The sequence below is a fragment of the Rosettibacter firmus genome, from assembly GCF_036860695.1.
In the GTDB taxonomy this organism is placed as follows: Bacteria; Bacteroidota; Ignavibacteria; order Ignavibacteriales; family Melioribacteraceae; genus Rosettibacter; species Rosettibacter firmus.
Genome location: NZ_JAYKGJ010000002.1, coordinates 202,173 through 226,117 on the forward strand (window position 1 = coordinate 202,173; position 23,945 = coordinate 226,117).

The window sequence follows — 23,945 nt, forward strand, 5'->3', positions numbered from 1 at the left end:
TGCATTTGTAAATTCAAAAATCTGGTAGACTTATGAAAATTTGTGATATTCTAAAAAAAGATAAAATTATTCCTTCGATGAAGGGAAGAAACAAATATGATTTAATAAATGAGCTTGTAGATTTATTTAAAGATGATGAGCGTGTAAAAGATCTTGAAGGAATGCGTCAATCGGTACATGAGAGAGAAAAAATTATGTCTACAGGTGTTGGAAAAGGTTTTGCAATACCTCACTCTAAATCTAATAGTGTGAATGATATTGTTGCTGCATTTGGTAAACTTGATGAACCCGTTGACTTTCAAGCTCTTGATGGACAACCAGTAAATTTAATATTTTTATTGGTAGGTAAAGAAAATTTGGTGGGCCCACACATTAAACTTTTAAGTCGCATTTCACGTATGATGAATCGAGATGAATTTAGGGAAAGTCTTGCTAAAGCTAAAACTGCTGATGAGATTTATGAATTATTTGAAAACGAAGAAAAACAATATTTCGAAATAAACTAATCTTTAGGAACCCTGCTTAATGATAAAAGCAATCACTGGAACGAAAGATATCCTTCCAGAAGAAATTTATAGATGGAGAGAATTAGAAAAAATTGTAATTGATACTTTTCGTAATTATAATTACAGAGAAATTCGAACACCAATATTTGAAGAGACAAAACTTTTTGCAAGAGGTATTGGTGAATCGACTGATATAGTTAGTAAAGAAATGTATACATTCCTTGATAGAAGTGGAACAAGTATAACTCTTAAACCAGAAATGACAGCATCTGTTGTTCGAGCATTAATCGAACATTCACTTTACAAAAAGCAAAGCTTGAATAAGTTTTTTTATATTTCACCAATGTTTCGACAGGAAAGACCACAGGCTGGAAGGTTGCGTCAATTTCATCAATTTGGTGCAGAAGCTATTGGTAGTAATAGTCCATACCTTGATGCAGAAATGATTATTATTGCCTATAGCATTTTGAAAAAGCTTGGTTTGCGAAATCTTACTGTTAAAATAAATTCACTCGGTATTCCGCAATCAAGAGAAAATTATAAGAAAATATTACGAGATTATTTAAATAAACATTTTAATAATTTGTCTAATGAAAGTAAGAAAAGATTTGAATCAAATATTCTTAGAATTTTTGATAGTAAAGAAGAACAGGATCAAAAAATAATGGCAAATGCTCCATTACTTATTGAATATCTTGATGATGAAAGTCTTGAGCATTTTGAGAATGTTAAAAAAGCTTTACTTAAGGCTCAAGTCCCTTTTGAAATAGATGCTAAATTAGTACGTGGATTGGATTATTATACTCATACTACTTTTGAAATTACAAGTGCAAGTGTTGGTGCTCAGAGTGCACTTTGCGGTGGTGGAAGATATAATGGATTGTCTAAAGAACTTGAAGGACCTGATTTACCTGGTGTGGGATTTGCTGCTGGTATCGAAAGAATTCTTCTTGCATGTGAAAATGAAAAAACATTAAATATAGAAGAAGAAAAAATTGATCTATTTATTGTAACTCTTGAAAAAGATTTAAACGATTTTGCTTTCAATCTTGCTTATAGACTAAGAGAACTAAATGTTTCTGTAGAATTAGATTATCTTGATAGAAGCCTGAAAGCTCAAATGAGAGAAGCAAATAAATTAAATTCAAGATTTACTTTAATTGTAGGTGGAGAAGAATTTAAGAATAATCTTCTTGTACTTAAAGATATGTCTAATGGTCAACAGATAAATGTTCCTGCGGATGATATCAATAAATTAATATCATACATAAAGGTGAAGTAATTGTCTTTAAGAAAATTAAAAAATATCCCGAAGATCCCAAAAACAAGGAAAAAGAAACCTGCTACTATTATTGCTTCGATTCCATTGAAGAAGCCAGATAAACTCGAATTTTATTGTAGAGCTTATTTTAAATACGATCCTAAACTTAAAAAACAGTTTACAGCATTTTTAATAGAAACAAGTATTGAGTTTACAAATTTTTTCTATGAAGTTTCTGCTGAATTAGTTCAGGAAAAAAATGTTCTATATATTGTTATAACAGGATTGGTTGCGAGAATGGATAAAGTGCCAGAAGTTTCTCCAGCAAGAAAAGAAATATTACTTGATGTATTAAGCGGCATATATACTATTAATGTTGTTAAGCAAGATGGAGCAATAAATTCTGCAGAATTTGATTTTGATATAATTAATAAAAAAATTCAATTAATTAAAGAATTTATTCCTAAAAAGAAAAACAACCGTTTCTTTTGTAAATTTGAAGTAGCCAAAGAAAACTTTACATTCCCCGAATCTTATTAATTAAAACGAGGAATAAAATTGCTAAAAATTTATGGGCGTAAACCAGTCCTCGAAGCAATTAATGCTGATGCTGATATTGAAGTTATATATATTGCTTATGGACAGCACGGAGAGATAATTAATCAAATTTATACTGCAGCAAAAAAACGAAAAATAAAAATCTCTCAATTAACAAAAGAAAAATTTGATAAACTTGCCGGGAATAAAAATACTCAGGGCGTAATTGCAATAAAAAGAAGTTATCAATTTTATGATATTCATGAATTAATTGATGAATCGAAAAAATCTAAATATCCACTTCTTCTTTTAATCGATTCTATTCAGGATACTCATAATGTTGGAGCAATAATTAGAAGTGCTGAATGTGCAGGTGTGGATGGAATTATTCTTACAAGTAACAAAACAGCACCGATAAACGAAACTGTAGAAAAATCATCAGCTGGAGCTCTCTCTTATGTAAAAATTTGTAAAGTGAATAGTATTAATAGTGTAATTAAATTACTCAAAGAAGAAGGATTCTGGATTGTTGGTTCATCATTAACTGAAAATTCAAAACTTTATAATGAAGTAGATTACAAAATGCCTGTAGCTTTAATTGTAGGAAATGAAGAGAAGGGAATTCATAAATTAGTTGCAGAGAACTGTGATTTTTTAGTTAAAATACCAATGAGAGGGAAAATAAATTCTTTAAATGTTTCTGTTGCAACAGGAATTCTATTGTTCGAAATAAATAGACAAAGAAATTTACAGTAGATTTTTAATACATAATTATGTTTTGAGAAGAGATTTTGTTAACGAAGAGGAGGCATTAATAATTCCCACCTTTCTTGCATTTAAGAAAAAATTTTATTATTAATCACAAAGTATAACATATCCTCGAGTAAGTGAGAGAAGAATAAATATTATTCTCATTTACTGATTTTCTTATCATTCATTTTTTGATTTTGAAATATAAAACTAACTGGAGAACATATATGGAAGCAGTTGAAAAACCAAAGTTTGCTGTAATTGGTGCTGGTCATGGTGGACTTGCAATGGCTGGACATCTTTCTCTGATGGGCTTTCAGGTTAATTTATTTAATCGATCAGAAGAAAGATTGTGGGGAGTCAAAACAACAGGAGGTATTCGAATAGAAAGTGATTTTGGTCTAAATGGTTTTGGAAAAGTTAATATAGCTACAACTAATATCGAAGAAGCAATAAGTGATGTTGATATAATTATGGTGGTAGTTCCTGCTACTGCACACAGATACATTGCTGAAATCTCGGCTCCATACTTAAAAGATGGTCAAATAATTATCTTGAATCCTGGAAGAACATTTGGAGCTCTCGAATTTAGACAGGTATTAAATAGTTTGAATGTTACAAAGGATGTAATAATTGCAGAAGCACAAACTTTTATTTATGCATCACGTGCAATGAATCCAGGACAGGTTAGAATTTTTAGAATTAAAAACTCCATACCACTGGCTTCAATTCGAGCTTATCTAATTCCAGAAGTAATAAAAAGAATTCGTGTTGCATATCCTCAATTTGTTCCGGGTGACAATATATTCAAAACAAGTTTTGATAATATTGGTGCAGTTTTCCATCCATCGTTATGTGTTTTAAATGCAGGCTGGATAGAAGATGATGAAGAATTTGAATTTTATTATCAGGGAGTTACTCAGTCTGTTGCAAAAGTTCTTGAACAAGTCGATTATGAAAGAGTTAAAGTTGCAGAAGCTCTGGGCATTCGATCAATAACCGCTCGTGAATGGCTATATCTTGCTTATAGCGCTGTTGGAAATAATTTATATGAATCTATGAAAGCAAATCCAGGTTATCGTGGTATTAAAGCTCCAAATAGACTAAATATGAGATATATCACTGAAGATGTTCCTACAAGCCTTGTTCCAATAGCTTCTGTTGGGAAAAAGTTTGGAGTTGAAACACCAACTATTAATTCAATCATTCATCTTGCATCAATATTAACACAAACAGATTACTGGCAGCAAGGAAGAACTGTCGAAAAACTAAATATTAAAGATATGTCATTAAAACAACTTCGTTTACTGGCTATTGGTGAAAAATAAAAGGAATATTTTATGAATAATAAAAAATTAATTCTTGGTTCTGCAATTGGAAATTGTGTTCACATTGGAGGTCTAAATCATTTTCTTCGAATTGCGGAACTGGAAGGTTATAAAACTTATTCTCTTGGTCCTGCAGTTCCACTCGAAAGATTATTCAGTGAGATTAATAGATTATCTCCTGATATTGTTGCTGTTAGTTATCGTCTTACACCTGAAGTAGCAGATAAACTTTTTGATGAGTTGAAAGAATTAATCAATCAAAGAGCACAAAATATTAAATTTATATTTGGAGGAACTCCATCTGTTGCCGAGATAGCTCGTAAAAAAAATATTTTTGAAAAAATATTTGATGGAACGGAAAGTTTTGATGATGTTAGAGCTTATTTAAGAGGGACACAGAAAAAAAATCTTAACGAAATTTATCCTCAAACACTCTTGGAAAGAATAAATCAGAAATATCCATACCCAATTTTAAGACATCATTTTGGAAGACCTTCACTCGAAGAAACAATTGAAGGGATTAAAAAAATATCTGAAGCTCAGGTACTTGATGTTATATCACTTGGTACAGATCAAAATGCACAGGAATTCTTTTTCAATCCAGAATTAATGAAACCAGAATTAAACGGAGCAGGTGGTGTGCCTGTTAGAAAAAAAGAAGATTTGATTGCATTATATCAAGCATCAAGATGTGGGAATTATCCATTAATGCGTTGTTACAGTGGTACAAATGATTTAATTAAATGGGCAGAAATGAGTGTCGAAACAATTCGTAATGCATGGGCAGCAATCCCATTAACCTGGTATAGTGTAATGGATGGAAGATCTAAAAGACCACTTGAAGTTTCTATTGCAGAGAATCAAAAAGCAATGCGCTGGTATGCAGAACGTAATATTCCGGTTGAAGTAAATGAATCGCATCAATGGAGTTTACGTGATGCTCACGATTCTCTTGCAGTTGCTATGGCATTTCTTGCTGCATACAATGCTAAAAAAGTTGGAGTTAAAAATTATGTAGCTCAATTTATGTTTAACACTCCACCAGGAACATCTCCACAAATGGATTTAGCAAAAATGATGGCAAAGAATGAATTAATTGAAGAATTAAGAGATGATAATTTCAATATAATTCGAGAAGTTCGTGCTGGTATCGCACATTTTTCACCTGATCCACAAATTGCAAAAGGTCAGCTTGCAGCTTCTGCATTGATTAGTTTATCTCTTAAACCACATATACTTCATGTTGTGGCATATTGCGAAGGAGACCATGCAGTATATCCAGAAGAACTTATTGAAAGTTGTAATATAGTTCATGGTGTAATTCAAAATTCACTCCATGGTTTGCCAGATGTATCAAATGATGAAAAAATTATTGAGCGAAAAAATCAACTAAAAGAAGAAGCAGGAACTCTACTGCGAGCAATAAAAAATTTTGGAGCGAATTTAAGTAACGATCCCTGGTCCGATCCAAAAGTATTAGCTTCGGCGATTAAAATAGGAATACTAGATACACCTCATTTTATTGGTAATCCTCATTTGTGTGGTAAAATAAAAACCAATTTAATCAATGGGGCGTGGTATGCAATAGATAATGATGGAAACATTTTAAAAGAGAAAGAAAGATTGAAAGAATATTTAGATTAAAATATTTCTTTAAAGACTAAATTTTTACTTCATAGTATAGGAGTTGATATTATGGCAGGTATAGCAGGAATAAATAAACCAGATCAAAATAAGTTAATCGATAAAATGCTTGATAAAATTTCTTATCGAGGCAATGCAAAAAAAATTATATTCTCTTCAAAATATTCTACAATGGGAATAATTACTAACGGTATACAATCTAAAGATGTTGATTCATTTATTAAAGAAAATTGTGTTAAAGATTACTTTGGAGAAGAACATTTAGCAGAAGCAAAAGAAATTGATGGTACTTTACAATTAAAAAGAGATGTATTAGGTGTAGCTCCGTTATATTATGGATATAATGTTGAAGGTACTTTATGTTTTGCATCAGAATTTAAAGCTATGCTCGAAGTTACAAAAGACATAAAAGAACTTTTACCGGGAACTATTTTAATAGATAATAAACCAGTTCAGTATTTTAAAGTAAAAGCAGATCACTCTTTGAACTATGAACAGAATATAATTGCACAACAATTATTTAATTTACTTGATGATAAAATTAAAAAAAGTGTATCTGATAATAAGGCATGTTGCTGGTTATCAGGTGGACTTGATTCAAGTATAATGGCATCTTTGTTATCTCAATATGTTGATAAATTATATACTTTTTCTGCAGGTGTAAAAGGTGCACAAGATCTTGAATACTCAAAGATAATGAGTGATTATCTGAAATCTATTCATCATGAAATTATTGTTACTCCTGAAGAGATGATAAAAATATTACCTGATGTTATTTATCATCTCGAAACTTTTGATGCGTTGCTTATAAGATCCAGTATAACAAATTTTATTGTGTCAAAAGAAGCATCAAATTATGTTGAACATGTATTCTCTGGTGAAGGTGGTGATGAATTGTTTGGTGGGTATGATTACTTAAAAAAAATCCCCTTGAAAAAACTAAATGATGAATTAATTGATATTACATATAGACTGCATAATACAGCATTACAAAGAGTTGATAGAAGTGCTGCTGCTTTTGGAACTACTGCAAGTGTAATTTTTGCTAATCCTGATGTAGTGGAATTTGCATTTAAGATTTCTCCACAACTTAAGATTATGAATGGTAAAGAAAAATGGATTTTGAGATTATCGATGAAAGATAAACTTCCAAAAGAAATATTTGATAGAGCCAAAGCAAAATTCTGGGAAGGAGCTGGTGTTGGAGAAATTCTTGCTGAATATGCAAATAAAAAAATTTCTGATTCAGATTTTCAAAAAGAAAGAAAATTAAAAAATGGCTGGGAATTAAATTCTAAAGAAGAACTTTTGTATTATAGAATATTTAAGGAACACTTTGGTGACCTGGATAATTTAGATTGGATGGGAAAAACAAAAATTATTTAGAGATAAATAGTATGCTGTCCTCCAAACTTAAGAGGACAGCAATTTTTATTCAGCCATTAAGCAAGCAATTGATGCTGTATTAACTATATCCTCAACACTACAACCTCTTGAAAGATCAAAAAATGGATGTTTCAAACCTTGATTGATTGGTCCAATTGCTTCTGCTTTGCCGAGTCGCTGTGCAATTTTATAACCTATATTGCCTGAATTTAAATCTGGAAATATCAATACATTTGCTCTACCTGCTACATTACTACCTGGAGCTTTTTTCTTTCCAACAGATTCAACAATTGCAGCATCGAATTGAAGTTCACCATCTACATTTAAATCTGGTCTTTTTTCTTTTACTATAGAAGTAGCCTGGCGAACTTTATCAACCATTTCATGTTCTGCACTACCTTTTGTCGAAAATGAAAGCATAGCAATATATGGTTCTTCACCAGTTAATTTTTTGTGATTATCTGCTGTTGAAATAGCTATATCAGCTAATTGATTGGCATCTGGATTTGGATTAACAGCACAATCAGCAAAACTATAAACTTTATCTGGATAAACCATTAAAAAGAAACTTGAAAGAATAGAAATACCTTCTTTTAATCCAACGCAAAAAATAGCAGCACGTGTAACATCAGCAGTTGTAGCTACTGAACCAGATACACTTCCGTGTGCCATTCCTTCTCGTACCATCATACCAGCAAAAAAGATATCTCTTTTTACTGTCTCTCTTGCCTGTTCGATGGTAACACCTTTGTGCTTTCTTAAATTGTAAAAAATATTGGCAAAATCGCTTAACTTATCAGATTTTTCAGGGTCAATAATTCTAATTCCCTGTAAATCAATTTTGAGATTTTTTGCATCACTTCTAATTTTTTCTTCGTTACCTAAAGTAATAATTGATGCAATTTTTTCTTTAGTTAAAATTTCTGCAGCACGTAATACTCGTTCGTCATGCGATTCTGGTAAGATTATTGTTTTTTTTCTTTGAGAAGCTTTTTCTCTAATTTGTTTTAGTAATTCAATTTCTGCCATAAAATTATCCCATTTGTAAATTTTTTAATATACAAATATAGATTTAAATAAAATTATATTAATATCCTTAAAGGATTTTTAGTGTAATTAATTTATAATAATTTTATTAAGTAATGATTATATTTGTGAAAATTTATACATAATTCATTTATGCTAAGCTCTATATCACAACAATTACAATTAAAAAAATATTTTCTAATTATAATCTCTCTAATACTTGTTTTGTTATTTTTTATTGTATTTATTGATATAATGACAATTATGATAACATCACTGCTTATTGCAATGATATTCAATCCTTTAGTTGACTTTATTGAAAGAAGAGTATTCGATAGATTGCTGGCAGTTTTAATTGTGTATTTCTCTATTGGTTTATTATTATTGCTTTTTGCAATTCATATTCTTCCTAAAATATTTACTCAATTAAATTCTTTAGCACAAATAATTACTGCTGAGAATTTATCAGCTGCTTTTAATAATGTTAATGTAACATTGAAAAGAATATTTCCTTTCCTTGATACAGGAAAAATTATTAATCGCATTTCAAATGAATTTCAAAATCTTTTGTTTGGGTGGGTTAATAATTTAAGCGATGTTTTATATAGTATTTTTTCTGTAATAGCAATTTTGGTTATAGTTCCATTTGTTACATTTTTTTTATTAAAAGATAATAGAAAAATAATCAAAGGCATTATTAATGTTATGCCCAATAAATATTTTGAAGTTTCATACTGGGTAATAAAAAAAATCTCAATACAACTTGGGAGATTTGTTCGTGGCTGGATATTGGATGCTTCAATTGTAGGAACATTAGTAGCAATAGGTCTGGCTTTTTTAGGTATTAATAATGCAGCATCAATTGGTTTTATTGCCGGGGTTGGTCATTTGATTCCTTATTTCGGTCCAATTATAGGCGGCATTCCAGCAATTATTATTTCAATTGTACAACTGGGTAATTTCTCAATGCTACCGGAAATTATTATTATGTTTATAATTATTTATACAATTGATAATGGTTTTATACAACCAAAAGTGTTTTCAAAAAGTACTGATCTTCATCCATTAATCATTATAATATTAATTCTTATTGGAGGTAAATTATTTGGTGTTTTTGGAATGTTATTAATGGTTCCTGCTGCAACAGTAATTAAGACCGCAGCAAAAGAGTTTTATTATGGATATAAAAATTATAAAATCATACATACATAATTAGCTTATCAATTAAAAAATCATTTTATTCCCTCAATGGAGTTATTATGGAAATACAATTTATTGGTGCAACTCAAACTGTAACTGGTTCAATGCATTTAATAAAAACTAATGGTAAAAAAATTTTATTGGACTGCGGGCTATTTCAGGGAAAAAGAAAAGAAGCTTTTGAGCTTAACAGAAATTTTGAATTTTTTAATCCAGCAGAAATTGATTTTGTGATCTTATCCCATGCCCATATCGACCATTCAGGAAATTTGCCAAATCTTATCAAAAAAGGTTTTAATGGAAAAATTATTTCAACCTTTGCCACGCGAGATCTCGCTTCGATTATGCTTCTGGATTCTGCACACATTCAAGAAAAAGATGTTGAATTTGTAAATAAAAAGAGAAAAAAGAAGGGACAAAATCCTTTTGAACCACTTTATACACAGTCTGATGCAATTAATACAATTAGCCATTTTGTTGGGATTAATTACCATCGAGAATTTGAAATTGCACCCGGAATATTTCTAACTTTTTTTGATGCTGGTCATATTCTTGGTTCATCGGTGGTGTTTCTAAAAATAAATGAAAATGGTACTATAATTAATCTTGGTTTTACAGGTGATTTAGGAAGAAAAAATATGCCTATACTTAGAGATCCAGAGAAAATGCCAGATGTTGACTTTTTAATTTGTGAAAGTACTTATGGTGGTAAATATTATAAAAGCATTGAAGATTCAGAAAAAGAATTAGCAAGTGTAATTAATAAAGCAATTAATCAAAAAGGGAAAATAATTATTCCAGCTTTCAGTGTCGGAAGAACACAAGAACTTGTATATTCATTACATAAAATTTTTGAAAATGGTATTGCTCCTGAAATACCTGTCTATGTTGATAGTCCTTTATCTGTAAATGCAACTAATATTTATCGTTTACATACAGAATGTTTTGATTTTGAAATTAGTGATTTTGTTTTAAAACATGAAGATCCATTTGGTTTTAATAAGTTGAAATATATAACTGAAACCGAAGATTCAAAAAATTTAAATGCAATTAATGATCCCTGCATAATTATATCAAGTTCTGGGATGTGTGAATCTGGCAGGATTCTTCATCATCTGGCTAATAATGTAGAAAATCCGAAAAATATAATTTTAATTGTTGGTTATATGGCAGTTAATACTCTTGGTCGAAAACTTGTAGATAGAGAAAAGACAATAAAAATATTTGGTGACGAATATAATTTAAATGCAGAAGTAATAGTTATGGATTCATATAGTGCCCATGCAGATGCAAAAGAATTAGTTGAATACTGTTCGCAATTGGATAGAAGTAGAATGCAAAATATTTTTCTTGTTCATGGTGAGTATGATCAACAATTATCTTTAAAATCTAACCTCGAAGAAATTGGTTTTATGTCAATTTCAATACCAGAACGGGGTGAGAGTGTTAAATTATAAATTGTTAATGATTTTGTTATTCATAATTTTGTCTGGTTGTCATAGAGAAGAAATTACATCATCAGATGATGGAATGCCCCCATCTGCACCTATTGGTTTATTAATTTATGCAGCATTTGATGGACAGATTGGTCTATCCTGGCAAAAAAATAATGAACCAGATATTTATGGTTATAATATTTACAGGAGTGTGAATGATTCTCTACATTTTCAATTAATTAATTTCGTTACTCAAAATTACTATATTGATCAAAACTTAGATTATGATATTATGTACTATTTTATGTACTATTATAAAATAACTTCTGTTGATAAATTTAATCGCGAAAGTAGTTTTAGTATTATGGTTTCAGCACAACCAAAAAATATTTATAAACCTTTAAGACCACAATATGTAAAAATTAATGCAAGAAATTTGGATAGTGATAAGTACATTCTTATTAATTGGAGCCCATCGCCTGATAATGATATTCATCATTATGAGATTTATAGAAGTACAGCAGATACAGTGAAAATTATACCTGAAAATTTGATAGATACTGTATCAAGAAATTTTTACATTGATAATAAACAATTAAATATACTTACAAAATATTCTTATTCTATTGTTGCTATAGATAAAGGTGGATTAAAGAGTCAACCTACTAATCCAGTATCTGATATAATATTGAATAAACCTGTATTAATTTATCCACCTGATAATTCTATTTTAGATTCAATAAATAAATTTGAGTTTATTGGTGTATCGAGACCTACAAATTATAAATTGGTAATTCAAAGTGATCCTGCTTATGGAATTGTGTACGAATATGATTTTTATACAGAAAAAGTTGATACAATTATTTCAATAAAATTATCTGATATTTATTTACAACCGTATAGAACCTATTACTGGCGAATATTTACATTTACTCAAAATAGTGAACCAAATAGTATGAGTGATATTTTTACATTTACATATAATTCTAAATATAATTTTTGATTAATGAAGTTCTATGTAGAAAATACTCAGCTTCTTTTTGCTGGTTTCTTTATTCTCACCTTATTTATTCCACGTTCTATATCTTCTCAAATAGAACGAGATAGCTCAGAATTTTCTACATCTAATTATAATTACAGAATCTGGAATAACAATGTTGACAAACAATTGAATACTTATTCATTTAACACTCAGGTTAAATACTTTTTAAAAAATCCCAGATATTTTTTGGGAATAAATGAGAATTTTAATTCAACAGTAATTTCTACAATTCAAAAAAATATAAAAGACGAACAATACCTGAGATTACTTAGTCAATATTTTATTAATGATAATATTCAGACTGGAATATTTTTTAAGAATAATTATTATTCAGATAATCGTCAGGTAGCAATAAATAAAACAACCGCACTGAATACTTTATTGTATCTTAAATATCAACCTTCGAATAATTTTGCTTTTGTTCCATATGGTGGTTTCTCATCAAATAATCAAATTGGTGAAAAAGATGATGGATTTATCTACGGTTCGGAATTATTAATAGATAATTTAATACTTCACGATTTCAATTTTTATTCGTTATTAAAATTTCAGAATGAAGATATTTCACCAAGAAAAAATCTGCTTAGATATTTCAATCTTGATGTTGAAAATAAATTTGAAGAAGGTTTTAATAATACAATATCTATTTTGATGACAGATTTGAAAAAGGATTTTTATTTTGTAGCAGACGAAATTACTACGCAGGAATTTAATATAGTCAATAATATTCAAACTCGTGATGAAACTATTTATTTACTGCAGGACAAAATTAAATTAGCACCACAAAATTCTAAATTATCCATAGAAATACTTGGAAGAACATACTGGAGAAATATTGAAAGAAATACTAAGTATGTTAGCTTAAAAAGTTTATCGAGTACATCGTTCGATTCAAAAATAAAAGAATTAAAACTTGATTTTACTTCGTCAGCAGAATATAAATTTGATGATGCAAATGTTTCTTTAAAATTTTCTTTTTCAGAAAGAGAAGAAAAACATTTGCCAAGAAAAATAGAAGGATTAAGTGAGATTACATTTAATGAAAGAGAAAGACAGGAAGCATTGAAAAATAATATTTCTCAAATAGCAAATATATCGCTTAATTCAGTTTTTAATATTACAACAAACAATAAATTAATAATCAGTTTATTTCATCGAAAATTAAAATATGATACACCATCAAAAGAAAATTATGACGACCGTGATGAGTTATTAACTATGGGTAGAATTTTATTTGAAAGAAAATTTAATCATCTCTTTAAGGCTTTTATAAATCTCGAAGGAAGTTTTAATAAAATTGTTTATATCTATTCTGCCAGAAGCTCAAATAATAATGTTCAGAGAATTATAAAATTTTCATCTGGGGGTTTAATAAATACAGATAAATTTACATCATCCAATATTGCTGAAGTATCTGCAAATTATACTGTCTTTGATTTTGAAGAACTCAATCCAAATTATAGAAGTTATTCTTTCAGACAATTTATTTTTCGTGATTCAACTTCGATAATGTTAAAGAAAAATCTTTTTCTTTTAATATATGGATATACAAAGCTTTCTGAACAGGGAGATTTTCAATGGTCAAGTTTTTCAAGTAAACCACTTCGTTATTTAAGTGAACAACATATTGAACCAAAAATAATTTTTAATTATAACAGTTTTGTTTTTGGAACTGGGATAAGATATTTTTCATTAACTACTTATAATTTCAAAAAAGGAATGGAAAAGAATAAATTATCAAACTATAAAAGTGTTGGTCCTGTAGTTGATATTAACTATGAAGTTTCAAAAGATATTTATTTCAAATTATATGGCTGGTATGAATTCGTAAATACAGAAAACTTTTCAAAACGAGAAATAGCTAATTTCAATATGAAATTGTATTATACATTGTATTAAATAATTGCTATAAAATATAACTAATAATAATTTTGTTGAAGAATAAGGAGATAGTTATTTGTCTATAAAAACCTATTATAAAGAGATTCAAAGCATTCCAGAAATTGTTCCTGAACTGGATAATTTTGTTATTGACATTGCCAAAAGATCAGGAATGAATCCAGAAAAGTTTAATAACCTTTCTCTTTCGTTTTCAGAAGCTCTTTCTAATAGCATAATACATGGTAACAAATGCGATCCACAAAAGAAAATCAAAATTACAATTGATGTAAATGAACAAAAGATGATAATTAAAATAAAAGATGAAGGGAAAGGTTTTGACTTAAAATCTGTTCCTGACCCAACTAAAGATGAAAATATATTGAAAGAAAGTGGACGCGGAATTCATATCATGAAATCATTTCTTGATGATTTGTATTATAATTTTTCAGAAGATGGAACAGAGACTGTTTTAGTATTAAATCTGAAATAATATCTGAGAATTTCTTAACTATGAAATTCTAAATTAAATTTATATTTTGTATCTAAAAATCTAATTATTCGAGAGGTAAAAATGGCAAGAAAAAAAATTGCTTTAATAGGAGGGGGTCAAATCGGTGGAGTTTTAACTCAATTAATAGCACAGAGAGAATTAGGTGATGTTGTACTTTATGATATCGTTGAGGACTTACCACAAGGTAAAGCACTTGATATTGCTGAGGCAGCAGGTATTGATTTATTTGATGTTTCTGTTAAAGGAACGAATGATTACAAAGATATTGAAGGAGCAGATTTAGTAATTATCACTGCAGGATTACCTCGCAAACCAGGTATGAGTCGTGATGACTTACTTGTTACCAATGCTAATATTATGAAAACTGTTGCAGAAAATGTTAAAACTCATGCACCCAATTCGATTGTCATTGTTATTTCTAATCCTCTGGATGCGATGGTAACTTTATTCCAGAAAATTAGTGGTTTCCCAACTTATCGTGTAATGGGTCAATCTGGAGTTCTTGATTCATCTCGCTTTGCAACTTTTATTGCCTGGGAATTAGGTGTTTCAGTTAAAAATGTTAATGCTATTGTTTTAGGTGGACATGGAGATACAATGGTTCCACTTGTTCGATATGCTAATGTTAATGGTATTCCTGTAATGGAATTGTTAGAAAGAAAATATAATGATGCTTCAAAAGCTAAAGAAGTAATGGATGCAATTGTTCAAAGAACTAAAATGGCTGGTGGCGAAATTGTAAAATTGTTGAAAACTGGCTCTGCATTTTATTCACCAGCAGCTGCAGCAATTGCAATGGCTAAATCAATTTTGAATGATGAAAATAGAGTACTTCCAACCTGTGCCTATCTAAATGGTGAATATGGTATTAATGGTTATTATGTTGGGGTACCTGCAGTATTAGGAAAAAATGGAGTTGAAAAAGTAGTTGAACTTTCTTTGAACGAAGAAGAAAAAGCAATGTTAAATAATTCGGTTAATGCTGTTAAATCTCTTGTAGCAGATATGGAAAGATTAGGTTTCTAAAAAATTTATCATTATTTGAGAATTCGAAGTTCATTGGTAACTGATAAGTAAATTGATTTTAATTCTGCAGGAGTTTATGAAGAGAGACTCCTGCAGAAATTATTTATATTAATACTTAATAACATTCTTCAAATAAAAATAAGTATTAAAAATTCTACAGTTAATGTGACCTTATCGGATTCCTTTCTAACGAATTTGTCAATTTTATCATTTTGTGCTAAACCCAACTAAAAGAAGGAGAAGCATTTTCGAGATATTGCACACGACGATTATCAGCTATGAACTGTTTTTAATGGCTTATAGCCATTTTGAGCACTGAAAATCTGCTAATTTATTTTTTTGGTTGGTAATCCTAACCAAGATAATGGTAACTCATTAAACTTATAATGGCAGTTAACACTCTGAATGTAATCAAGCACGTCCTTATATTCAGGCTTTTTAAACCAGTCACTTAAAACATAAACATATTCTACTCTCAAGTCTAAAGGTGTCACTAATTTTAAGTATTGTTTTCTCTTAAAATCACAGGTTTGTAGTTTTTCATCAACTGAGCCAGATACTTGTTGATATTTTGTAGCTATTTTTATTCTTTTAATTCACATAGAAGGTTATACAAATTCTTGCGGTCTTTTTTCTTTCCTTTTTTACATCCATACAATAGGCATGGGCATAAACCTCGAGATATTTCTCAAAAAGGATGATTAACTTTTCGGGATAAATATTTTGTTTAATTTCTGGATGTGTTTCTTTAAATAGTGATACATATTTTTTTAGCTTATCCTGCTTTTTAGCAAAATATGTGATAAACATTTTCTTCATAATCTTAATTTAACTTCTTTTAATAAAAATTTTTCAATGGATATTCTTGTTTTGATATCAGCAAAATGAGCCATCTTATGGTGATGAGCACATAGTACAGAAAGGTTCCATAATCCATCCTCACCACCCTTACACAATGGAATTATATGATGAACTTCGATATATCGTGTCCCATCGTCTCTAATAAAAGTATTGTTGCAATTTTTAAATAAACATAAATCACCCAATACTTCCTTTGCTTTTTTAGCCCAATTAACATTCCTAACATAAGTCTCAATAATGTATTCCTTTTTTTCAGGTGTTTCTTTTGAGATGTCAATTGATTTTATTTCCTGTTTCTCAACTTCAAGCAATTCAATGCCTCTTAATGTATAATGACCAGAATTATCAAGAAAACTAATTAATCCATCATTCCTCAAAAACTGCAATTGTTGCCTGACTTTTTCCAGTATATGAAAATTATTAGGTCTGAATTCTCTAAATTGATCTTTTTTGTCTGTATAGAAATCCCTTAAGGAGAAAGTTCGCGAACCAATTCTATTACAATATTCGATAATTTGTTGATATACAAATTCTTTCCAAGTCATAGCTCTTTCTCTATTATTGAACTCACTTAAAATTGAGCTCAATTAAAATTTTTGATACTAAAACAAATGAACACCTCCATAGGGTGAGTCGACAAATATCTTATCAAAGATACCCTCTGGATATTTTTTTATAAGAAGATCCATTAATGTTAAGCAATCTGCCTGATAAAGCAAAACCCCTGTCTCTTCATCTTTGAAAACACAATGTTCTTTAGGGAAATTGTAATTGAAAAACTTATTTTTATTAGTTCTAACCATTTGTAAATCTTTTCAGATAAATATTGTTTCTTTTTCTAAACTCAAAATCCTTATAATATTAAATCTGGATTGTTGTACTCAGCTTACGTCTTACGAAAAATAACAAAAGTATTATTTACGCCGTTACTTCTTTTTTAGTAAATAATTTTTGTAATTCTCTTTTTTCTCTATTTTTCCATGCACCTTTGTGATATGCATATCCTGCAATTAAAGGCATTGCCAGAGTGGCTTCTGAATAAACCATTTGCTCATAAGTTGTTTCTACTTTTCCCCATGAACTTGCTTCTTTTAGTGTAGAACTTGATAAAGCACCATCTCGAACATCTGCTACAGTAATTTGAATTGCATATTTATGCATTGGAACATTCTCTTGTAATATATCTGCAGCTACAACAATATCCTGTGTAAAATTCTTAGGGACACCACCACCAACCATAAAAATACCGGTTTCTTTACTTTGTAGTTTAATTTGTGTTAATTCATAAAAATCTTTCCCAGAATCAAAGGAAACATGTTTATCAGGATGGTTGTGTTGATGTATAACAATTCCGAATCCAGCCGAGCAATCTGAAAATGCAGGTACAAAAATCGGTACATTATTTTTATAAGCTGCATAGATTACACAGTCATCAACTTTTGGTCCGCCATTTTCATCAAGATATTTCCCAAAGTGCCATAAAAGTTCTCTTGAAGAATATGGACGTGGTTCAAGACTATCAAAAATTTTTGCAGTTGTTTCATCACAAATTCTAAGTTCATCTTCATCAATAAATGTATCATAAATTCTATCGATATGTAATTCTCTTAATTCATTATCATCAACAAAGGGACTACCAATATAATGTTTGAATCCAAGTGCTTCAAAGAAATCCTGATCTACCATAATTGCACCGGTAGAAACAATTACATCAACCATATTATTAGAAACTAAATCGTAGACAACCTTTTTTAATCCAGCACTAAAAAGACTTCCAGCTAATGTTAGAATTACTGTGCAGTCATTATCTCTGAGCATCATATCATAAATTTTGGCTGCACGATTTAAATCTCTTGCACTGAAAGCCATGTGCTCCATTGCATCAACTAATTTTACAACGTTGTGCTCTTTAATGTCTATATGTTTAATTACCTGCTGTAGATAATCTTTTTTAGTTGCCATAGTTATTCCTTTTTTATTTTTGTTTGCAAATATAATTAATTATCAATAAAACTTATGGTTATTATTAAAAGAAAAACTTAATAAATTTTAATATACCTTCATTCCAGCTTGAGGTATGATTTATGCCCTTTTTATTTTTTATTTTATAATAATTTTTTAAATACCATTTATAATTTCTTATTAAAGCATCTTTGTTTGAATATTTTGGCTGGAATCCCAAAATTTTTTCCGATTTCTCTATCGAAACATATGAATCTTTTGATATGGTTTCATAAACCCATTTATAAAGAGGAGAAATATTCAAAAGTTCAAAAAATTTTAATAAAGTTTTAGAAGGGAATTCAGGTAATGTTATAATTCTTTTTCCATAACCAGCATAATCAAGTACAGATTGAAAATCTTCTTTGATAGTAGAAAATTCTTTAGCTCCGATATTAAAAGTATCATTTACTATTTCAGAAGATAAAGTACAACAACTATAAATTGCATCACATAAATCTTCTACATCAAGTAACTGGTATTTATTGTTACCACTGCCAATTATCGGGAAATTTTTACCAGAATTTGCCCAATCATATAAAATTGCAAAAACACCAAGTCTTTCTGGACCTATAAAAGTCTTTGGTCTTAAAACTGGAATGCACATTCCCTGATTGCGATAATCAGAGCAGACTTTTTCTGCTTCTATTTTTGCCTGACCATAATATCCCACTCCAGATAATTTATCATTTTCATTTAAAGGATGATGATCGGGTATACCATAAACAGCAGTTGAAGAGATGTAAATGAATTTTTTAACTCTGTGTTTTTTGGCATTATCAAGAAGAATTTTTGTTCCTTCAATTTCAGTAGAGAAAATTTCGGTTTTGTCATACAATGGAAGAGCTGCTGCAGCGTGAATAACTATATCGACATCACTTAATATTTTATCCACTAATACTGAATTTCTAATATCTCCTTTAATAATATTAATTTTTGATTTTACATCACTATAAACAAAATCGGAAATATCAATCGAAGTGATTTTGATATTATTTTTACTCAGAAGATACCTGATTAAATTTATTCCCAGAAATCCTGAGCCGCCTGTAATTAAATAATGCATAGTAAATATTTTTTTCTCTTAATTTATAAAATGGTAATTAATATTAGCTAATTAGCATTGATAAATATTAAAGACAAAATAAATTATTAGAAAAAGATTTATTCTAAAAGTAAGAATAAAAGGATTTTACATTAAATTTTATTCTATGAAAATAATCTAATTTTATGTTTCGTGTGAAGTAAAATTAAAATTTTCTTGACAAATAAAAATGAAAAGTTTATTTTACTTAAAGGATTTCGAAAACGATATCATATATTTTATTTATAGTTTTTATAATAATTTTTAGTATTAAAAAAATCATTTATTTTAATGCAAAATTTAGTCAAAGATTACAGTTATAAAGGTAAAATTGCCGAATTAATTGCTGATGAAATTTCACAGATTATTTCGGAAAAAGAAAAAAGTTTTAAGAGAAAATATACCGCACAAAATATCTACATTCCGGTAGGCGTATCGAACCGACATATACATTTAACAAAAGAAACATTCCAAAAACTCTTTGGAGCTGATGAAAAATTTGAAGTATTACGTCCACTTTATCAACCAGGAGAGTTTGCTTCAAAGAGTACTTTAACTATCATTGGTCCAAAGCAAAAATGTATTACAAATGTTAGAATTTTAGGACCATTTAGAAAATATGATCAGGTCGAAGTTTCTTTTACAGATGCAATTACACTGGGAATTGATCCCCCCATTACTAATTCAGGTGACTTAAAGAATGCTGCACCATTAACTTTAGTAGGTCCAAATGGTTCAATATATTTAGAGAAATGTGCAATTATTGCTAATCGACATATACATATGAATAATAAAGATGCTGAAAATCTTGGAGTTAAAAATGGGGATTATTGCAGAATTCGTGTTCAGAGTGAAAAAAGTACTATTTTTGAAAATGTTTTAATTAGAACTCATGAAAACTGGTTATTGCAGGTTCATCTGGATACAGATGATGCAAATGCAGCTTATATTCGTGGAGAAGCATATGCGGAATTTTTAGGAAAAATGTAAAAATGAAATTAGGGATTGTAAAAGGAAATATTGTTTCAACAAGGAAAAATGGAAATTTGAAAGGACTAAAATTATTAATCGTGAGTCTTTTAAACGAAGAATTAAAAGATACAGATAAAAGTGTAGTATGTGTTGATACTGTTAATGCAGGCGAAGGAGATGTAGTGATTATTTGTTCTTCATCTTCTGCACGTATGACTGAATTAACAAAAAATGTTGCAACAGATTATTCGATTGTTGGAATAGTAGATCTTGTTAGTGTTAATAACGAATTTATTTATAAAAAATCTAACTAGATTATTTTGAAAATTATTTTATAATTTATAAAGGAGTAAACAATGTCAAAAGGTGTAGCACTCGGTTTTGTTGAAACCAGGGGCAATACAGGAGCCATTCAAGCTCTGGACGCTATGATTAAAGCTGCTAATGTAGAATTTGTAAAGAGAGTAGAAATAGGAAGTGCATATGTAACTATAATGGTTCGTGGAGAAGTTGGGGCGGTCCGCTCATCAGTAGAAGCAGGAGCCAGTGCAGCAGCTAAGGTTGGCGAATTATTTTGCACAAATGTAATTCCTGCTGCTCACGATGATGTTTATGAAATTATTGGATTAGAAAAATAGGAGAATAAAATGGAAACAGCATTGGGAATAATAGAAACTATTGGTTTTACTGCTGCTATACAGGCCGCAGATGCTGCTGTAAAAGCGGCAAACGTTAAACTTGGTAAATGGATAAAAGTGGGTGGGGGTAGAGTAGGAATTATAATTAGAGGGGATGTGGCTGCAGTCAAGGCTGCAGTGGAATCTGGTGTTCAAGCTGCTTCCCAAATAGGCAAAGTAGAATCAGAAATTGTAATTCCAAGACCTTCAGAAAAACTTATTCCAAAGTTCCCTTTACAACCAATTGAAAAAAGTAAAAAACAATAATGGTTTATAAATGGATCTAAACGAAGCTCAATTAAGACAAATAGTTGAATCTGTAGTTAGAAGTGTTCTTACTCAAACGGAGAGTTCATCTATTAAAAGTAAAGGTGAATTGGGTGTATTTTCAGACATGAATGATGCTATTGAAGCTGCATATAATGCATTTTTGAAATATAAAGAAAGAAGTATTCAATGCAGAAAAAAATTTATAGATGCAGTAAGACAGATGGCTTATGATCATAAAGAAGAACTTGCTAAGATGACTGTTGAAGAAACTAAAATGGGAAGAGTTGATCATAAAATTCAAAAGTTTATTAATGCGGCTAAAAATAGTCCTGGAGTGGAATTCTTGCAACCAAAAGCTTGGTCTGGTAAAAATGGTTTGGCACTTGATGAATATGCCCCTTTTGGAGTAATTGGAAATATTACACCAAGCACTCATCCAGGACCTACAATTATTAATAATATTATTATTCAACTTGCAGGCGGAAATACAATTGTATTTAATCCACATCCTTCTGCAAAAAAAGTAAGTGCAAAAGTAATTCAATTAGCCAACAAATATATGATTGAGGCTGGTGCACCAGAAAATTTAGTTACCTGTGTATCTGAACCAACTTTAGAGACAGCTAAAATTCTCTTCGGGCATAAACATGTTGAACTTTTATCTGTAACCGGAGGCCCACAGGTTGTTGAATTAGCTATGACTTATCCCAAAAAAGTAGTTGCTGCTGGACCAGGCAATCCACCCGTATTAATTGATGAAACCGCAGATTTAAACTTAGCAGCAAGAGAAATTACAATGAGTGCAAGTTATGATAATAATATTTTATGTATTGCCGAAAAAGAAATTTTTGTAGTCGAGTCTGTCTTCGAAAATTTTATGGATGAAATGGAAAAAGCTGGAAATTATAGATTAACAACACGCCAGATGGATGAACTTGCAAATAAAACTTTAGAACTTTATGGTAAACACTGGATAATAAAACGAGATTATGTTGGTAAAACTGCTAAGTTTTTGGCAAAAGCTATTAACTTAGAAATTTCTGAAAGTGTACCTTTACTGTTTGGTGAGACAGATAGAAATCACCCCTGGGTTGTTACTGAACAAATGACATGTTGTATTCCAGTAGTAAGAGTAAAAAATTTTGATGATGGTCTTAAAGCTGCTCTGGAAGCTGAACATGGATTTAAACATACTGCCAGTATATTTACTAAAGATATGAATAGAGCAACAATTTATACAAGAATGCTTGATTGCGATGTTCAGGTAATTAATGGAGGTACACTTCGAGGTGATGGTGGCGATTTGGGAGAGGCTTATTTTTCACATACAATTGCAACTCCTACTGGAGAAGGAATCTGTACTCCATTAGATTTTGTACGAAAAAGAAGAATTATGACTCACGGTGCTTTTCGATTTATTTAAAAAGAAAATTAAACGAGGTAATAAATGAACACTAAAAATGCAATCGGAATTTTAGAAACAAAAGGAATTGCTCCATTAATCATTGGAGCCGATGCAGCAGTTAAAGCTGCTAATGTTGAACTTGTAGAATGGAGACAAATTGGTAGCGGTTATGTCTCATTCGTTATTGAAGGAGATGTTGCAGCAGTTCGCTCTGCTATTGATGCCGGCATTAGTGCAGCTTCTAGAGTTGGAGAAGTAATTTCTCATCTTGTAATACCAAGACCCGTAGATGAAATAGGAAAATCTTTTAATCAATAATTATGATTATAGCAAAAGTTATAGGAACAATTGTATCAACACAAAAGGATCCTAATCTGGAAGGTAAAAAATTACTTTTGTGCAAAGAAATTGATCATTATGGTAATCCATTAAAAAATTATCATGTTGCAGTCGATGCAGTTCAAGCTGGCGAAGGAAGTACTGTTTTATTAACCTATGGCTCTTCTGCTCGAATGACAGAAGAAACCAAAAATGCACCTATTGATGCTGTGGTTATAGCTATTATTGATAATATCCAGTTAACAAATAAAATTGAAAATAAATGAAAATTGGTATTGTATTCGGTGTTGTGTGGGCTACAAGAAAAGTAAAAGAAATTGATGGATGTAGAATGTATCTGGTTCAACCAGTCTCTTCAGATGATAGAATTGTTGATGAACCACTTGTAGTAGCCGATCCCAAACGAATTGCAGCACCTGGCGATAAAGTTGTTTATGTTACAAGTACAGATGCATCTCAAGCTTTTGATAGTGGCTTTGCACCTGTTAATGCAAGTATAGTTGAATTAGTAGATGTGATTGCATAATGTTTCTTGCTAAAGTAAAGAAAAGAGTGGTATCTACAATAAAACATGAAGCTTATGACGGAAAAATTGTCTATGTTGTTCAACCTGTAATGCCAGATGGAACTGAATATGGGAATGAATGGGTTGCTGTTGATTATATTGGTGCCGGTATAAATGATATTGTTGTTTGTGGTGGAGCTCCAGGCGTAGCTAAAAGTGTTTTTAAAATTGATCTGGCTCCAATCAGAACATTAATTATTGCTGTTGTTGATAAAATAGATTATAAAGATTATTAAA

28 protein-coding genes and 1 pseudogene are annotated in these 23,945 nt (G+C 30.0%); 22 read left to right on the plus strand and 7 right to left on the minus strand.

Features of this window, described 5'->3' with window-relative positions:
• Positions 1 to 32 precede the first annotated feature (32 nt).
• The 7 genes from VJY38_RS07760 (at position 33) to VJY38_RS07790 (ending at position 7,412) form a co-directional block, all read left to right on the plus strand.
• Positions 33 to 506, plus strand: coding sequence for a PTS sugar transporter subunit IIA (locus tag VJY38_RS07760; protein ID WP_353680119.1), 474 nt, complete (start codon positions 33 to 35; stop codon positions 504 to 506).
• Positions 507 to 525: 19 nt separating this feature from the next.
• Positions 526 to 1,788: a histidine--tRNA ligase gene (gene hisS, locus VJY38_RS07765; protein ID WP_353680120.1), complete on the plus strand. Its 1,263-nt coding sequence runs from the start codon at positions 526 to 528 to the stop codon at positions 1,786 to 1,788.
• A complete protein-coding gene (locus VJY38_RS07770; RefSeq protein WP_353680121.1) occupies positions 1,789 to 2,307 on the plus strand; it encodes a hypothetical protein in 519 nt (172 codons plus the stop codon).
• An 18-nt stretch (positions 2,308 to 2,325) separates the two neighbouring features.
• Positions 2,326 to 3,060: a 23S rRNA (guanosine(2251)-2'-O)-methyltransferase RlmB gene (rlmB, locus tag VJY38_RS07775; protein ID WP_353680122.1), complete on the plus strand. Its 735-nt coding sequence runs from the start codon at positions 2,326 to 2,328 to the stop codon at positions 3,058 to 3,060.
• Between the two features lie 221 nt (positions 3,061 to 3,281).
• Positions 3,282 to 4,382, plus strand: coding sequence for an NAD/NADP octopine/nopaline dehydrogenase family protein (locus tag VJY38_RS07780; RefSeq protein WP_353680123.1), 1,101 nt, complete (start codon positions 3,282 to 3,284; stop codon positions 4,380 to 4,382).
• Positions 4,383 to 4,394: 12 nt separating this feature from the next.
• A complete protein-coding gene (locus tag VJY38_RS07785) occupies positions 4,395 to 6,026 on the plus strand; it encodes a cobalamin-dependent protein (protein WP_353680124.1) in 1,632 nt (543 codons plus the stop codon).
• 51 nt (positions 6,027 to 6,077) lie between these two features.
• Positions 6,078 to 7,412, plus strand: a complete 1,335-nt coding sequence (locus tag VJY38_RS07790; protein ID WP_353680125.1) for an asparagine synthase-related protein — start codon at positions 6,078 to 6,080, stop codon at positions 7,410 to 7,412.
• A gap of 45 nt (positions 7,413 to 7,457) precedes the next feature.
• Here VJY38_RS07790 and pta read toward each other — a convergent pair whose 3' ends face one another.
• Positions 7,458 to 8,441: a phosphate acetyltransferase gene (gene pta / locus VJY38_RS07795; RefSeq protein ID WP_353680126.1), complete on the minus strand. Its 984-nt coding sequence runs from the start codon at positions 8,439 to 8,441 to the stop codon at positions 7,458 to 7,460.
• A 150-nt stretch (positions 8,442 to 8,591) separates the two neighbouring features.
• On the opposite strand from pta, the gene VJY38_RS07800 reads away from it, so the two are divergent.
• The 6 genes from VJY38_RS07800 (at position 8,592) to mdh (ending at position 15,534) form a co-directional block, all read left to right on the plus strand.
• Entirely contained in the window at positions 8,592 to 9,650 is a 1,059-nt protein-coding gene (locus VJY38_RS07800; protein ID WP_353680127.1) for an AI-2E family transporter, read from the plus strand.
• 47 nt (positions 9,651 to 9,697) lie between these two features.
• Entirely contained in the window at positions 9,698 to 11,095 is a 1,398-nt protein-coding gene (locus VJY38_RS07805) for an MBL fold metallo-hydrolase RNA specificity domain-containing protein (protein ID WP_353680128.1), read from the plus strand.
• On the plus strand, positions 11,082 to 12,077 hold the full coding sequence (locus VJY38_RS07810) for a fibronectin type III domain-containing protein (RefSeq protein ID WP_353680129.1): 996 nt from the start codon (positions 11,082 to 11,084) through the stop codon (positions 12,075 to 12,077). Before VJY38_RS07805 ends, VJY38_RS07810 begins: the two co-directional genes overlap by 14 nt.
• A gap of 3 nt (positions 12,078 to 12,080) precedes the next feature.
• Complete coding sequence (locus VJY38_RS07815; RefSeq protein ID WP_353680130.1) at positions 12,081 to 14,015, plus strand: hypothetical protein; 1,935 nt, start codon at positions 12,081 to 12,083, stop codon at positions 14,013 to 14,015.
• Between the two features lie 58 nt (positions 14,016 to 14,073).
• The gene (locus VJY38_RS07820; RefSeq protein ID WP_353680131.1) at positions 14,074 to 14,487 is read left to right on the plus strand and encodes an ATP-binding protein; all 414 of its coding nucleotides are present in this window, start codon (positions 14,074 to 14,076) and stop codon (positions 14,485 to 14,487) included.
• An 81-nt stretch (positions 14,488 to 14,568) separates the two neighbouring features.
• Positions 14,569 to 15,534, plus strand: a complete 966-nt coding sequence (mdh, locus tag VJY38_RS07825) for a malate dehydrogenase (protein ID WP_353680132.1) — start codon at positions 14,569 to 14,571, stop codon at positions 15,532 to 15,534.
• Between the two features lie 326 nt (positions 15,535 to 15,860).
• On the opposite strand, the pseudogene VJY38_RS07830 reads toward mdh, so the two are convergent.
• The 6 genes and pseudogenes from VJY38_RS07830 to VJY38_RS07855 all read right to left on the minus strand — a co-directional run.
• Positions 15,861 to 16,115, minus strand: a pseudogene (locus VJY38_RS07830) (hypothetical protein); the annotation flags it as partial.
• A 10-nt stretch (positions 16,116 to 16,125) separates the two neighbouring features.
• Entirely contained in the window at positions 16,126 to 16,353 is a 228-nt protein-coding gene (locus VJY38_RS07835) for a hypothetical protein (RefSeq protein ID WP_353680133.1), read from the minus strand.
• Positions 16,350 to 16,940 carry an HNH endonuclease gene (locus VJY38_RS07840; protein ID WP_353680134.1) on the minus strand — a complete coding sequence of 197 codons (591 nt, stop codon included), beginning with the start codon at positions 16,938 to 16,940 and terminating at the stop codon, positions 16,350 to 16,352. Before VJY38_RS07840 ends, VJY38_RS07835 begins: the two co-directional genes overlap by 4 nt.
• A gap of 57 nt (positions 16,941 to 16,997) precedes the next feature.
• Positions 16,998 to 17,198, minus strand: a complete 201-nt coding sequence (locus VJY38_RS07845) for a hypothetical protein (RefSeq protein ID WP_353680135.1) — start codon at positions 17,196 to 17,198, stop codon at positions 16,998 to 17,000.
• A 115-nt stretch (positions 17,199 to 17,313) separates the two neighbouring features.
• Complete coding sequence (locus VJY38_RS07850) at positions 17,314 to 18,357, minus strand: 1,9-bis(guanidino)-5-aza-nonane synthase (RefSeq protein ID WP_353680136.1); 1,044 nt, start codon at positions 18,355 to 18,357, stop codon at positions 17,314 to 17,316.
• Positions 18,358 to 18,421: 64 nt separating this feature from the next.
• On the minus strand, positions 18,422 to 19,462 hold the full coding sequence (locus tag VJY38_RS07855; protein ID WP_353680137.1) for an NAD-dependent epimerase/dehydratase family protein: 1,041 nt from the start codon (positions 19,460 to 19,462) through the stop codon (positions 18,422 to 18,424).
• A gap of 309 nt (positions 19,463 to 19,771) precedes the next feature.
• Here VJY38_RS07855 and pduL point away from each other — a divergent pair, with 309 nt between their 5' ends.
• From pduL to VJY38_RS07900, 9 genes are read left to right on the plus strand one after another with little or no spacing between them, the layout of a single operon-like run.
• Positions 19,772 to 20,470, plus strand: a complete 699-nt coding sequence (pduL, locus tag VJY38_RS07860; RefSeq protein ID WP_353680138.1) for a phosphate propanoyltransferase — start codon at positions 19,772 to 19,774, stop codon at positions 20,468 to 20,470.
• Between the two features lie 2 nt (positions 20,471 to 20,472).
• Positions 20,473 to 20,766, plus strand: a complete 294-nt coding sequence (locus tag VJY38_RS07865; RefSeq protein WP_353680139.1) for a EutN/CcmL family microcompartment protein — start codon at positions 20,473 to 20,475, stop codon at positions 20,764 to 20,766.
• A 42-nt stretch (positions 20,767 to 20,808) separates the two neighbouring features.
• Positions 20,809 to 21,090, plus strand: a complete 282-nt coding sequence (locus tag VJY38_RS07870) for a BMC domain-containing protein (protein ID WP_353680140.1) — start codon at positions 20,809 to 20,811, stop codon at positions 21,088 to 21,090.
• Positions 21,091 to 21,099: 9 nt separating this feature from the next.
• Positions 21,100 to 21,396 carry a BMC domain-containing protein gene (locus VJY38_RS07875; protein WP_353680141.1) on the plus strand — a complete coding sequence of 99 codons (297 nt, stop codon included), beginning with the start codon at positions 21,100 to 21,102 and terminating at the stop codon, positions 21,394 to 21,396.
• Positions 21,397 to 21,406: 10 nt separating this feature from the next.
• Positions 21,407 to 22,822: an aldehyde dehydrogenase family protein gene (locus VJY38_RS07880; protein WP_353680142.1), complete on the plus strand. Its 1,416-nt coding sequence runs from the start codon at positions 21,407 to 21,409 to the stop codon at positions 22,820 to 22,822.
• A gap of 24 nt (positions 22,823 to 22,846) precedes the next feature.
• Positions 22,847 to 23,122, plus strand: a complete 276-nt coding sequence (locus VJY38_RS07885) for a BMC domain-containing protein (protein WP_353680143.1) — start codon at positions 22,847 to 22,849, stop codon at positions 23,120 to 23,122.
• Positions 23,123 to 23,124: 2 nt separating this feature from the next.
• Positions 23,125 to 23,409 (plus strand): EutN/CcmL family microcompartment protein, encoded by a 285-nt coding sequence (locus tag VJY38_RS07890; RefSeq protein WP_353680144.1) that lies wholly within the window; start codon positions 23,125 to 23,127, stop codon positions 23,407 to 23,409.
• Positions 23,406 to 23,669, plus strand: a complete 264-nt coding sequence (locus VJY38_RS07895) for a EutN/CcmL family microcompartment protein (RefSeq protein WP_353680145.1) — start codon at positions 23,406 to 23,408, stop codon at positions 23,667 to 23,669. Before VJY38_RS07890 ends, VJY38_RS07895 begins: the two co-directional genes overlap by 4 nt.
• Positions 23,669 to 23,944, plus strand: coding sequence for a EutN/CcmL family microcompartment protein (locus VJY38_RS07900; RefSeq protein ID WP_353680146.1), 276 nt, complete (start codon positions 23,669 to 23,671; stop codon positions 23,942 to 23,944). Before VJY38_RS07895 ends, VJY38_RS07900 begins: the two co-directional genes overlap by 1 nt.
• Position 23,945: the final 1 nt, after the last annotated feature.